Consider the following 13,071-nt stretch of genomic DNA (forward strand, 5'->3'; position numbering starts at 1 on the left):
ACGAATGCAGGCGCGGGTGCAGGCGGGGCGGCGGGCGCGGGTGCCGCGACGGGTGCGGCGGCGACCGGGTTTGGCGGAGCCACCCATTGCGTGGGCGGCGCGGGCGGCGCGGGCGGCGCGGGTGGCGCAGCATTCGGTGGAGCTCCCCATTGCGCGGGTGGCGCAGGTGGAGCCGCATTCGGTGGAGCTCCCCATTGCGCAGGCGGTGCAGTCGGCGACGGCGGCGCCGCATTCGGCGGAGCCCCCCATTGCGTCGTCGGCGTCGTGCTCGGCTGCGCGTTCCACTGCGCGGGCGCGGGCGGCGCCGCGTTGGGCGGAGCCCCCCATTGCGCCGTCGGCGTCGTGCTCGGCTGCGCGTTCCACTGCGCGGGCGCAGGCGGCGCCGCGTTCGGCGGAGCCCCCCATTGCGCCGTCGGCGCCGCGTTCGGTTGCGTGTTCCATTGCGCGGGCGGCTGCGCCGGTTGCGCCGGCGGAGGCCCACCCCAGCCCGCTTGCGGCGGCCCCGCGTTGGGCGGCGCTCCCCATGGCTGCGCCGGCTGCGCCGGGCCGCCCTGCGGGCTCCCCCAGGGCGCGTGTCCCTGCGGCGCCGCGGACGCGCTCGTCCCCCACGTCGACGGATCGTTGTGGTAAACCGGCACCCCGAAATTCGTCGCGCCGCCCCCCTGCTGCGCCCCCGGCGGAATCGGCCCGGACGTCGACCCCATCAATTGATTGAAAAACCCTTGCTGCTGCGCAGGCGCCCCCGGCATGGCCGGCATCCCCGGCGCTCCCGGCATCCCGTGCATCCCCGGCGCCCCCGGCATGGCCGGCATCCCCGGCGCCCCCGGCATCCCCGGCGCCGCCGGCTGCTTGAAGTGCTGATACGCCATGTACGCGAGCCCGCCCGCCGCAGCGACGCCGGCCGCCCCCGCGAGCAACGTGCCCGCGCCGATCCCGCTGTCGTCCTCGCGGCGCTCGTACTCCTCGTCGCGATCACGCCGACGACGACGGGAATCGCGGAAGTTCCCGTCTTCGATTCCATCCGAGACCAGCGCGCCCAGGATCCTCTGCGCATCGAACATGGACCGCATGTTCGCCAGAATGCGCGCAGCTTTCAAGGCCGGCGGGGTTGGGGGCGCCTCGCTGGGGCTTTGCCCCAGGCCCCACCAGGAGCTGTCCGCTCCTGGACCTGGACCAGCGCCCGCGCTGGACCGAAGGTCGATGAACTGCGCGATGCGCAGTTCATCGAACGGGCCGCGTCAAGACCACGAACGATCCTGCCCATCAAAACAGCCGCGCTGACGGTTCGATCGACAACGCCCCCCATGGTCTTGCCACCGGCCTGTGGGAAGAACTGCGCACCGCGCAGTTCTTCCCCCAAAGGTCCAGGGCTGGCCCTGGTTCGGGTCGAGGGGCGAACAGCCCCCGCGGGGCCCGGGGCAGCGCCCCGGCGCGGCGCTTCCCGATGATTCCGTCAGATCGACAGGTTCGCGATGTAGTCCGCGAGCTCGTCACGCGCGACCCGCACCGACGCCTCTGCTGCGTCGATCGTCCGATCGAGCTCGCCGATCCGATCCTCGGTCGACGCGAGTGCCGTCAGGTACCGCGTGTGCAGCTCGCTCCCTTGGGGCGCCGATGCCAGGTTCCTCCGCAGCCGGTCCTGGTCCGACACCAGCGTTTGCCGCTCGGTTCGCAGGAGCGCGAGTGCTTGCTCCCGCGATGCGAGTGTCCTCTGGAGCTCCGCCACGTGCGTCAGCGCTGCCCGCACCGCCGGCGACATCTCCGTTGAAGAGAGCAGCACCCCGAGCTCCTGCGCCGTGATCGACCCGATCACGATGCTCTGCTCGATCGGCCGCTCCAGCACGGCCTCCACGACCACGGTTTGTCCGGCTGGAACCTCACGCCGGATTCGCACGTGCGTGTCCGTCGTGCCGATCACGCCCTCTGTTGGCGCTGCCAGCGTAAAACCCTGGATGCGCGGGTGCTCCACGACGAGGACACGATCCTCGTCTGCTGCGCCCTTGATCGTGTAGTCCGTCGTGCGCCGCTCCACGCGACGCACCTCCAGCACGCCTCGCGCGATCTTTGCGCCGGTCACGACCTGCGCGAACTTTTCCTCGCGGTCCACGCGCACGTCGAGATCGACGGCGTAGCTCACGAGCCGATCTTCCCCGGCGGGCAGCGCGCCGAGCCGCGCGTCTCCGACGAATGCGGTCGGCTCGTTTGCCTTCGCGTTCTCGTAGATCGACAGGATCCCGGGCGGCAGCCCTGTCTCCGTGTCGTTCTTGAGCCGCACCGAGGCGAGCGGATTCTTCGGGTCGACGTCGTAGCGATACCAGGACACCCGCTCGATCGGGATCGACTCGCTCACGATCGGCACGAGCAGCGATTGCCCTCGCGGCAGATCCACGGGTTCCGGGAAGTGGAAGACGACCTGCGTCGCGCCCTCGGTGGGCTCGGCGATCGGCGACGGCGCGGGCGCCGGCGCCCCTTCGGCCGACTCCGACTCGAGCATCAACGCGTCGGCGGCCGAGGGCGCGGGCATGAAGCCGTGCATGAAGCGCCCTGCTCTGCCCGCTCCGTCGGCCTCCTCGGCCTTCGGCACGGCCCCCACGTCGACCGGCGGGAGCCTTCGCCCGAGCACCTCCACCGGCACCTCCGGTCGATTCACGAAATATGCTTCGTACACCGCTTGTCGCAGCGTCACGGGGTTGCCCGACGCCACCGACAGATCGACGTGGTTCCAGTCCTGCCCGCTCATGTTCTCGAGCAAGGCCCAGCCTTCGAGCTTCGCCTTGCCCTCGCCCTCGGGCAGCACGAGCCGATACGTCGACTTCCACAGCGGCGCGGCGACCACGTACCCCACGCGCACCGCCCGCTCTCCCTGCCCGTGCACGTCGATCGTGATCGTGCGCCGATCTGCGGCGGCGTGCTCTGCGATCGCGGCCAGCGCTTGCTCCACCTGGCTGCGCAGCCGCGCGTCCACGATGTCGATCTGGTCCGCCTCTTCGAGCACGAACTGCCGCATGCCCGTCGCCGTCATCAACGACACGCGGTTGCGCACGATCGTGCCTTGCCCCTCGCCGAGCGAGACTTTTTCCTCGGTCACCGAGACGAGCCGCCCCTCCATCGTCGAGCCGTGCGCCGACACGCGCAGCATTTGTCCTCGCAGCGCGCGGAGCAGCGACGCCGTGGAGGACAGGTCCTCCTGGGAGAACGGTAGATCCCGGAAGATCTCGGACAGCGGCGCGCGCCCTGGCAGGCTCGCTTGCCCGAGCCGACCTTGCGGATCCATCGCGAGCAGGCTCTTCAGCACGTCGCTCACCTGATCGAGCCGCACGTCGAACGTGAGCTCGGCGTCGCCCGACACCTGCGCTTCGTGCTCGAAGTACCCGACGCCGCCCGTCGACAGCATCACGCGCCGGAGCGCGAGTTCCTCGGCCGACGCGGTGCTTGCGACGAACGACGTGGTCATCAGCCCGAGAGCCCACGCGGCCCCGATCCTCGATTTTCTCATGTGCCCTCCCCTTCCGCGCCCCTCGGGCTCCGCCCGGCTCGCCCGCGCTCCCCCGGAGGCCTGCGCCCTTTGGCATGCCGCCCGAGCGCGCTGCCATGTTCGTCGAGCACGGGGCGAAGCTCGTCAATGCGCCCGAGCCCGCCTCCCCGCTTTTCGCTCTCTCCCGGGGGGCGCCCGAACATCGTGCCCCCTTTCGCTCGGCCTCCCGCGGCATACAATCTGAGCCTCGTGGAGCCGCGGTTCTTTTGTGACGCGATGCTGGGAGGGCTCGCGCGGTGGCTGCGCGCCGCGGGCTACGACGCCGCGTTCGAGCAAGGCATCGACGACGCTGTCCTCGTCGCGCGGGCCGGCGAGAGCGGGCGCATCCTTTTGAGCTCCGACGGTGGCATCTTCGAGCGCACGCCCGTCCGGGAGGGCCGCGTCCGCTCGCTCTACGTGCCGCGCGCGCTGGGTTTGTCGGGGGAGCTCCGGTTCGTCCTCGGCGCGTTCTCGCTCCCGCTCTTGCCGCCACGCTGCATGACCTGCGGCGGCGCGCTCCTCGAGCTCACGAAGGACGAGGCGCGCGCCGAGGCGCCGGCGAAGACGCTCTCGAGGATCGATACGTTTTACCGCTGCGAGGGCTGCGGCAAGCTGCTCTGGAGGGGCTCGCACTGGGAGCGCATCTCGCGCGTGCTCGCCGAGGCGGAGGACGCCGCGCGTGGGCGCCCGAGCGACGCGATCACGGCGTGCCCGGACGAACCTCGACGTTCGTGACCTTCGCGCTCCACGGACAGTATTGCTTCACCTCTTGGATCCACTCGGCCGTGTGCGCCTCGACGTACTCGGGCGTGCCGTCGCAGAGCTCGATCGTGAAGTCCGCGAAGGACACCTTCTCGGGGTCGACGTGGAAGGTCCACTTCGGATCGCAGTCCTGCCCGTCGACGACCACCTCGAAGTTCGGGATGCGCGCCGTGCCTTGTTCCTTCAGCAGAATCGCCTCGTCGATGAAGGCCTGGTTCGTGATCCAGACCGTGAACGACTGCCCGGCGACGTCGAACGTCACGAGCGCGCCGCCCGTCCGATCCTCGCAGAGCGCAGCCCCGCCGCCGCCCGCGCCGCCTTGTCCCCCTGCGCCGCCCTGCCCTCCGGCGCCGCCTTCCCCGCCCGCGCCACCCTGCCCGCCCGTGCCGCTCGGGGGCGGCCGTTCCGTGCCGATGCAGGCGCAATCCTCCTCGGGTGTGCAGCCTCCGAGGAACGCGGCGGTCGTGGTGAATGAAAGAGCCATTGCAAGAACGTGAATCCGTTGCATGCCCCGCCATCCAGCACGCTCCATGCCAGCGGAAAAATTGATTCTCGACACACCGGCGCCGCGCCGCGTCTGGCCCTGGCGCCGCGCGTGGCACAACCTGGGCCGGTCGAACGGCGTCTCGACGTCTTGCGGGGTGGGCGGGTGTTTCGTTTAGAATGCGCTCATGCACCCCACGCTTCGGCTCTCGGCAGGTTATCCTGACAAATCCCCGCACCTGCGGGACGAGGTGAAGATCCTCCAGCGCGCGCTCATGGGCTGGGGGTTCGATGTGCAGCCCGACGGGAAGTTCGGCCCCGGCACGGAGCTCGCCGTGCGCAGCTTTCAGCGGCGCCAGGGGCTCGTCCCCGACGACGGCGTCGTGGGGCCGAGGACGTGGGAAGCGCTCCTGCAGAAGAAGGCCACGCCCGTCGGCACCTCCGTGCGCGACACGCCGATCATCACGGGCAGCGAGTGCTTCCCGCTCAGCAAGCTCCCGTCGGTGAACTGGACGAGCTCGCCGCGCTCGTTCGGCTCACGCCGCAGCGGCGGCACGCGCGCGCACGCGGGCTGCGACCTCTACGCCTCGCTCGGGACGTGGATCCACGCCATCGCCGACGGCGAGGTGATCCAAGGGCCGTATCCGTTCTACTGCGAGACGTACGCGCTCGAGGTGCACCACGGCTCGTTCGTCATCCGGTACGGCGAGATCCAGAAGTTCACCACGGTGAAGACCGGTGAGAAGGTCAAGGCCGGGCAGCGGATCGCCAAGGTCGGGCACCTCGTGGGCATCAAGGTCCCGAGCGACATGCTCCACCTCGAGATGTACAAGGGCAACCTCTCCGGGCCCCTCACGCAACGCTCGGGCGGGGCGAAGACCGAGAGCGGCGCGTCGTTCCAGCGCCGCGCGGACCTCATGGATCCCACCCAGCACCTGCATCGCTGGTCGGGCAATTTGCCGCACGATTGACGCGGCTCCGCGGGCCGGGCCGCGCCGCTTGCCAAGCGCCGCGGATTCGCTGTACCAAGTTTCCATGCGCCCGCGTCGCCCGCCCTTCGCCCTCCTCCTCGCCTCGCTCCTCGCCCCCACGCTCGCCGGATGCGGCGGAGAAGAATCGCCTCCGGCCGCCACGCCCCCTGCGCCCACGCCGATCACCGACGATCAAGGCAAAGCGACGAACCTCTCGTGCCCGGGGGCGGTCGGGTGCGAAAAGGCCGAAGGCGACCTCCTGGTCGGCGCCTCGACGCAGAAGATCACGCCCACGATCGAGCCCTGGACCGATACGAACCAGAATGGCCTGTGGGACGAGGGCGAGGCATTCGAGGACAAGAATGGGAACGGGGCGTGGGACGGCGTCTGGCTCGCGGGTTTCGGCAATGGCCGCGCCGCGACGAGCGTGCACGACGACGTCTGGGCGCGCGCGGTCGTCCTCGAGAAGGGCGACGTCTCCGTGGGCATGGTCGCGCTCGACCTCGTGGGGTATTTCCAGCAATACGTGCTCGACATCCGCAGGGCCGCCGCGGCCGAGGGGCTCGATTTCGATCACATCCTCGTCGCCTCGACGCACGTGCACGAGGGGCGCGACACGATGGGCATGTGGGGCAAGAGCCCGAGCAGCACGGGCATCGATCCGGCCTACATGGACTACATCGTCAAGCAAGCCGTCCTCGCGCTGAAGGAGGCGAAGGCGGGCCAGAAAAAGGCCAACCTCGTGGTCGCGCAAGCCCAGTCGCCGGAGCTCGTGAACGACACGCGCAGGCCCTTCGTGATCGATCAGAACATCACCACGCTCCAGTTCCGGGACGAGAGCGACGCGGTCCTCACGAACGTGGTCTTCTGGGGCAACCACCCCGAGTCGCTCGGCTCGGACAACACCGAGCTCACCTCCGATTACCCGCATTTCCTCCGCGAGACGATGGAGGCGAAATGGCCGGGCGCCCCGGCGGTCTTCTTCAATGGCCCGCTCGGCGGCCTCACGACGACGATCGGGATCGTCGGTTGCCCGGATTTCAGCGGGATGGAGACGTGCAAGCAGGGGACGTGGGAGCGCGCGGAGTACGTCGGCAAGGGCGCTGCGGAGGCGGCGATCGCGGCGCTCGAAGGGGCGAATGCGACGAAGGACGAGGCGCCCTCCCTCGAGGTGCACCGCCGGGCGTTCCTCTTGCCCGCGACGAACACCTCGCTCGGGATCGCGGTCCTCTCCGGGCTCATGCCGCGCGACGTCTACTGGTCCGACGGACGACGCGTGACGGCGGAGGAGCAGCCGAGCCTCGGCGTCGGCCTCTTGCTGAACGGCGACGTCGTCATCGCGACCGAGGTGAACGGCATTCACATCGGCCCGGTGGCGATCGCGACCGTGCCCGGCGAGCTTTACACGGAGCTCTGGCTCCAGAAGCCGGACGGCAGCTCGTACATCGAAAAACCCGAGGGCGCCGATTACCCGGACGCCGTCCCCGAGACGCCGATCCAGGCCGTCTTGCCGAAGGACGCGATCAAGGTGATGGTGAACAACGCGAACGACGCGATCGGCTACATCATCCCGCTTCCGCAATGGGACGCCGTGCCGCCGTACGATTACGGCGACGACGACAACGAGTACGGCGAGGAGAACTCGTCGGGGTTTCAGGCGGGGCCGACGATCACGAGCGAGTTCGGCAAGATGTACTCGGAGTGAGGGCTCAGCGGTCCTTTCCCAGGATCCCGTCCACGGTCGCGACGTCGATTTCGGGGTTGAAGCTCGCTCGTTTCACGGGATCTGGACGCAACACCACGAAATCCGGGTGATCCGCGCGCGAATTCCCGGTCCACGCGCCTCCGCGCACGACGAAGCGCCGCCCCTCCCACACGCCGCTGAGGTCGTAGGTATATTCGCGGGTCGTCACGTCCGAGCCCACGTAATCGTACGTCTTCACGTCGGGGGTCGCGACGAACAGGACGGTCCGGACGTGCACGGTGTCGCGCGCCCTCGCGTCTCGCGTGATCTTCGTGATGGCCTTGTACACCGGCAGGTTCCAGACCTCGTGCCCGGCGTCCCTGTCGATGATGAATGGACGCTTCTTCTGGAAAAGCTCGGCGACGAGAACCCGATGGAACCTGTGCGGCAAGATGTCCGCGTACGCATCGTCCCACTCGCCGTCATTGCGATCGCCGATGGTGGGCGCGTCGGTCACGGCCTCGTACGTCTTGAGAAGGAGCGCCTTGAGGTCACCGACCTTGAAGCGCAGCGAGCCGTAGACCATCGGCTTCGTCGGCTCGGGCTCCATGATCGAGGCGAGCGCCCACGCGAAGCAGAGACCCGACCATGAATCGGCCCGCGCATCGTAAATCTTCTCGCGCTCGTAGGCCGCCGCCCTCGTCGTCTTGTGCAGGAGCGTGCTGTTGTAGAGATCGTATTTCTGGAGGGGCGACAGCTCTCCGTTCTTCTCCGCGAAGAGGAAATCGTCCACCGTCGGGAACCACCACGAGGACCAGGGCTTGATCGTCGCTTCTGCGGAGAACTCCCCTTCCGATATCACGAGGTTTTTCCGGGTGCTCCCACGTCTCTCCGTGACTTCCTCCACGGAAATCGCCATATCGCCGTCTTCATCCGGCGCGTCATCGCCGCACCCAACGAGCGTACCGAACAACATCAGCAAGAGGGCAGCATGATGGATACGAGACGCCATGGTGGAACACCTCCGTGCAAACGAGCGATTTGTCGCGTTCTGGACTCCAAGGGCTACAGACGGAAAGAGCCGGAGAGGCCGACCGCAAAGCGGCCTGCCTCCCCGGCGTGAGACGGATCCTTCTACCGCTGCGGCGTCTGCGTACCCTGCGCACCCTCGCCGCAGGTGTCGAAGTTGCGTATCTCCCTCGATCCCACGAAGGCCCACGCTCCCGGGGCCCCCTTCAGCTTGGCATCGCACAGATCGGCGACGCTGCTGAACGACAAGAGCTCATTGCAGTCGGAGACGGTCACATCACGGCTGAACGTGGTCTCCAATTCGGTGAACTCCCGACAAGGCGCGTTGACCACGATGGTCTTCGAGTGATCTTTATCGCCCATGTCGCTGACGCAGGCCTTCTCGCAGCTCAGCGTGGCATGCGTCGAGCTCGTCACCTCGAGCTCGATCGGCACGAAGAGATCCTTCTGCTTCCACGTGCGCTCCGTGCGCTCACACGAAATGCTGAACCACTTCGGTCCCCTCTGCCAGCCCATGGCTTGCGGGTTTCCGCACTTGTCCTGGAGGTCCGCGAAACTGAATTGCCTGGCGCAGGTGGCTTCGGACTCGATGGATCGCTGGTCTTCCTGCCCCGTGGCGGCCTCCGAGGTGGACACGTCCACGAATGCGAGAGAACCGAACGCGACGGCAGTCAGACCGATGGCGAAAATACGCTTCAACATGGCTTCCTCCGGTTTGCGTGGAAAGGGCGCCCGCTCGTCGAGAGCCACCCACGCTCGGCGTCCCCAATGCAATCGTTCTGCCGTGGGCAAACCCGGACGAACGGCACGCCATGGCCCGCGCTCTTCCGGACAGGCCAGGGTTGCCTGGCCTCGGACGCGATCGTCAGGGGCGCAAATTGCTCCGTGGGTAGGCCCCGCGCAGACGCGCGGGGCGTCGGGATCTCGCCGACGGCATGAACCGGGAGGGGAAGACCCGGGAGGTTGCGTATCGACGGCCGTGGAGGGGCGCAGCCGGGACGTCGTGGGGCCCTACGAGGGCTGCCTCGGCCTCAATGCGAATGCGCCTCGACGGGCGTGCCGACCTGGACATCGGCCATCATTCCGTTCTCGCTGTGCTCCGAGATGTGGCAGTGGACCATCCAGCGCCCGTGATTCTCGAAGTACGTGAGAATCGTGGCGGTCTCGTTGCCGCGCACCTCGACGGTGTCGCGCAGCCCGGGCTCGACGACCGGTTTTCCGCCGCGCTCGAGGATCTGAAAGAACTGGCCGTGGATGTGGAAGGGGTGCCGCGGGCTCACGTTGCTCGAGAGCGTGATCTTCACGGGCACGTTCGGTTCGAACGTGTCGAGCAGCACGTGCTCGTGCCCCTCGCCTACGTAGGACGGCACGCCGTTGATGGTGAATTGCACCTGGCCGTCCACGACCCCGCCCGAGAGCTTCCATTCGTGCGAGGCCGCCTCCACGTTCGTCGCGGGCAACGTGACCTTCGGATAGTTGGGCTCCGGCGTCTCGATTTCGCCCTCGATGGTGCCGCGCGCGAGCTCGAACGGCGCCTCGACGACGTTGTCGTTCTCGTCGACCACGAGGACGAGCGCCTCCAGCACGACCTCGGTGGCGTCCGGCTTCGGGCGCACCTCGAAATCGTAACGTTGTCCCGGCGCGATCTCGACGCGCTCCAGCGTGAAGGGTTCCGGCAAGAGCCCGCCGTCCGTGGAGATCACGCGGGCGTCGGCGCCGCGGATCCGCAGCCCGTACGACAGCGCGTTCGTCGCGAGCACGAACCGCCACCGCTCGATGGCCCCGCGCGGGATCGTGAACGTCACGGGCCCGTCACCGTCCTCGCCGTTGACGATCCGGCCATTCGAGAGGAGCCGGTTGCCCACGCGCCCCGCGCCGATGTCGGGCCCGCTCGTGAGAAAGCCCGAGACCTGGTTGTTCGTGGTCCGCAGCCGGATGTCGTCGCCCATGAAGATCCGCTCGGCCGAAAATGCGGGGAAATCGCGCTCGTGGACCACGATGGCGCCGTAGAGCCCGTATTCGAGCTGCTTGATCTGGTGCAGGTGCGTGTGAAACCAGAACGTGCCGGCGTCGGGGACGACGAAATCGTACGTGAACGACGCGCCCGCCTGCACCGGATTCTGGATCACGGGGGAGCCGTCCATTTGATCCGAGATGCGGAGCCCGTGCCAGTGCACGACCGTCTCCTCGGCGAGCTCGTTCTTGAAATGGACGATGACCCGATCGCCGGCGCGCGCGTGGAGCAACGGCCCCGGAAACTGATCATTGTAATTGAAGAGCTGTGTCGGTTCGCCGGGGAGGAGCTGCACGGCGTGAGGCCGCGCGACGAGGTCGACCTCCACGATGTTCGGGTCCGGGTTCAGGTCCGGCAGCGGCGTGAGCCCCGATACCTCGGGAAGAGGCGGCAACGCGGGGTGAACGACCTCCCCGCTGAACGGACCCGGCGCGGGCGCATCGTTCCCGCAGCCCACGAGGATCCCAACCAGGGCAAACACGCCCAAGATGTAACGATTCATGGAAGTTGAAGCTACCAGCCCCTGACCATGATGAAAATGAAAATCGTTCTCATCTTTGCGCGAGGGGGCGCCGGTGTTGCTAGCCACATCACACGAACATCGCGGCCTCGACTGCACGTTTTTGAACGAACCGCGCGAGCCTCGGCTCCCACTTGACGTCCTGCGCGTGCTCGTGTCCCGTCGGGGCCATGCGCACGTCGCTCGTCCTTCCGCTCTGTTTTGGTGTGGTGGTCCTCGGCTGTGGTGACTCCGGCGAGATCGGAGAAACCGCATCGGGATCGAGCTCGGTCGGGTCCGGAGGCCGCGGAGGAATGGGCGGCGGCGGCGGCGTGGGCGGCGAGGCCGGCAGCGGTGGCAATGGCGGAACCGGAGCCGGAGGCACTGGCGGCACTGGCGGCACGGGCGGCAATGGCGGCACGGGCGGCAATGGCGGCACCGGCGGCGCGGGCGGCAATGGCGGCATGGGCAGCGGCGGCATGGGTGGCAGCGGCGGCATGGGTGGCAGCGGCGGCATGGGCAGCGGTGGCATGGGCAATGGCGGCATGGGCAATGGCGGCAATGGCGGCGCCCCTCCGTTTTGCATCCCCGGCTCGGTCGAGCCCTGCTACACGGGCCCGCGCGGGACCCAGAACGTCGGCGTTTGCAAGGCCGGCACGATGACCTGCAATCCGGATGGAATGGCCTATGGCCCCTGCACCGGCGAAGTGACCCCGGCCGCCGAGGTCTGTGCGACGATCGAAGACGACGATTGCGACGGACAAACCAACGAGGAGGGCGCCGACTGTGTCTGCGCCCCCGGCACGTCCGTGCCCTGTTACAACGGACCCATGGGCACCGACGGCGTCGGGCTCTGCATGGCGGGCACCCAGCTCTGCAACGATCTCGGCACGGCCTACGGCCCCTGCATCGGTGAAATCACGCCCGCGGCCGAGACCTGCGCCACGCCCGGCGACGACGATTGCGACGGACAAACCAACGAGGAGGGCGCCGGTTGCGTCTGCCCGCCGAACGCCGTCCTCCCCTGTTATACCGGCCCGATGGGCACGCTCGGCGTGGGCATCTGCAAGGCCGGGACCGCCATGTGCGACGCGCTCGGCACCTCGCTCGGGCCCTGCATGGGAGAAACCCTCCCCGCGGCCGAGACCTGCGCCACGCCCGGCGATGACGATTGCGACGGACAAATTAACGAGGAAGGCGCCGGTTGCGTCTGTCTGCCGAATGCCGCCGTCTCCTGTTACACCGGGCCGACAGGCACACTCGGCGTGGGCCTTTGCAAGGCCGGGACCGCGATGTGCGACGCGCTCGGCACCTCGCTCGGGCCCTGCATGGGAGAAACTCTCCCGGCGACCGAGACCTGCGCCACGGCCGGCGACGACGATTGCGACGGACAAACCAACGAGGGCTGCGTCTGCTCCCCGGGCACGACGCAGAGCTGCTACACCGGGCCCGCGGGCACGGCGGGCGTCGGCGCCTGCAAGGCCGGCACGCGGACCTGCAATGCGCAGGGCACCGGCTACGGCGCCTGCACCGGCGAGGTCCAGCCGCAGCCCGAGACGTGCATGACGTCCGCCGACGACGATTGCGACGGACAAACCAACGAGGGCTGCGCCAACCAGACCTGCGCGGTCTACCAGGAGAACTTCGACGACGGCAACGCGAGCCCGCTCACCGCGGGCGTGTACAAGATCGACTGGTGCGACGATTACATCCCGATCGCCTCGAACACGCCTCCCTGCATGACGGGCCGCACCCTGCGGACGAACGACTCCACCATCGATCCCACGATCTGGGTCTACAAGGGCGACGCGAGCTGCACGTCCGTGCGATTGAATTACACCTATTATCAGTTCGCGCTCGCGAACCTGAACGTCTCCTACCAGCAGAGCAACGACACCGTCGAGTCTTGCGAAAAATCAGGCAGCTTCACGACCCTCGCGGGCCATACCCCGCTCCAGGCGTGCACGGCGCAGACGCAGCTCACGATCCCGTTCGGCAGCTCGAAGGGCGTTTACATCCGCTTCGACCACGGCACGGGCGGGAACGCGATCTGGATCGACAACCTCTCCCTGGAGCTCGTCGGCTGCGGCTGTTGAGCCTCGACGCGAGTCGCGT

The 13,071-nt window shown here is 68.3% G+C and carries 9 protein-coding genes and 1 pseudogene; 4 read left to right on the forward strand and 6 right to left on the reverse strand.

Annotation, left to right across the window (positions count from 1 at the left end; genetic code table 11):
- Positions 1 to 1,061: pseudogene (locus QHF85_RS15675) on the reverse strand (hypothetical protein); the annotation flags it as partial.
- A 392-nt stretch (positions 1,062 to 1,453) separates the two neighbouring features.
- Positions 1,454 to 3,496 carry a DUF4139 domain-containing protein gene (locus QHF85_RS15680; RefSeq protein ID WP_281327985.1) on the reverse strand — a complete coding sequence of 681 codons (2,043 nt, stop codon included), beginning with the start codon at positions 3,494 to 3,496 and terminating at the stop codon, positions 1,454 to 1,456.
- Positions 3,497 to 3,724: 228 nt separating this feature from the next.
- Between QHF85_RS15680 and QHF85_RS15685 the strand changes: the two genes are divergently transcribed.
- A complete protein-coding gene (locus tag QHF85_RS15685) occupies positions 3,725 to 4,249 on the forward strand; it encodes a Mut7-C RNAse domain-containing protein (protein WP_281327986.1) in 525 nt (174 codons plus the stop codon).
- Here QHF85_RS15685 and QHF85_RS15690 read toward each other — a convergent pair.
- Entirely contained in the window at positions 4,215 to 4,760 is a 546-nt protein-coding gene (locus QHF85_RS15690; protein WP_281327987.1) for a hypothetical protein, read from the reverse strand. The two genes, QHF85_RS15685 and QHF85_RS15690, sit on opposite strands and share 35 nt — an antisense overlap.
- Before the next feature lie 187 nt (positions 4,761 to 4,947).
- On the opposite strand from QHF85_RS15690, the gene QHF85_RS15695 reads away from it, so the two are divergent.
- The gene (locus QHF85_RS15695) at positions 4,948 to 5,730 is read left to right on the forward strand and encodes a peptidoglycan-binding protein (protein WP_281327988.1); all 783 of its coding nucleotides are present in this window, start codon (positions 4,948 to 4,950) and stop codon (positions 5,728 to 5,730) included.
- 64 nt (positions 5,731 to 5,794) lie between these two features.
- Positions 5,795 to 7,435: a hypothetical protein gene (locus QHF85_RS15700; RefSeq protein ID WP_281327989.1), complete on the forward strand. Its 1,641-nt coding sequence runs from the start codon at positions 5,795 to 5,797 to the stop codon at positions 7,433 to 7,435.
- A 4-nt stretch (positions 7,436 to 7,439) separates the two neighbouring features.
- Here the strand turns inward: QHF85_RS15700 and QHF85_RS15705 are convergent, their stop codons facing one another.
- From QHF85_RS15705 to QHF85_RS15715, 3 genes are all read right to left on the reverse strand, one after another.
- Positions 7,440 to 8,333: a hypothetical protein gene (locus QHF85_RS15705; RefSeq protein WP_281327990.1), complete on the reverse strand. Its 894-nt coding sequence runs from the start codon at positions 8,331 to 8,333 to the stop codon at positions 7,440 to 7,442.
- A gap of 215 nt (positions 8,334 to 8,548) precedes the next feature.
- Positions 8,549 to 9,145, reverse strand: a complete 597-nt coding sequence (locus tag QHF85_RS15710) for a hypothetical protein (protein ID WP_281327991.1) — start codon at positions 9,143 to 9,145, stop codon at positions 8,549 to 8,551.
- 329 nt (positions 9,146 to 9,474) lie between these two features.
- Positions 9,475 to 10,959, reverse strand: coding sequence for a multicopper oxidase family protein (locus tag QHF85_RS15715; protein ID WP_281327992.1), 1,485 nt, complete (start codon positions 10,957 to 10,959; stop codon positions 9,475 to 9,477).
- Positions 10,960 to 11,147: 188 nt separating this feature from the next.
- On the opposite strand from QHF85_RS15715, the gene QHF85_RS15720 reads away from it, so the two are divergent.
- Positions 11,148 to 13,052 (forward strand): MopE-related protein, encoded by a 1,905-nt coding sequence (locus QHF85_RS15720; RefSeq protein WP_281327993.1) that lies wholly within the window; start codon positions 11,148 to 11,150, stop codon positions 13,050 to 13,052.
- Positions 13,053 to 13,071 lie beyond the last annotated feature (19 nt).

This window comes from Polyangium sp. 6x1 (genome assembly GCF_029946515.1).
GTDB lineage: Bacteria > Myxococcota_A > Polyangia > Polyangiales > Polyangiaceae > Polyangium.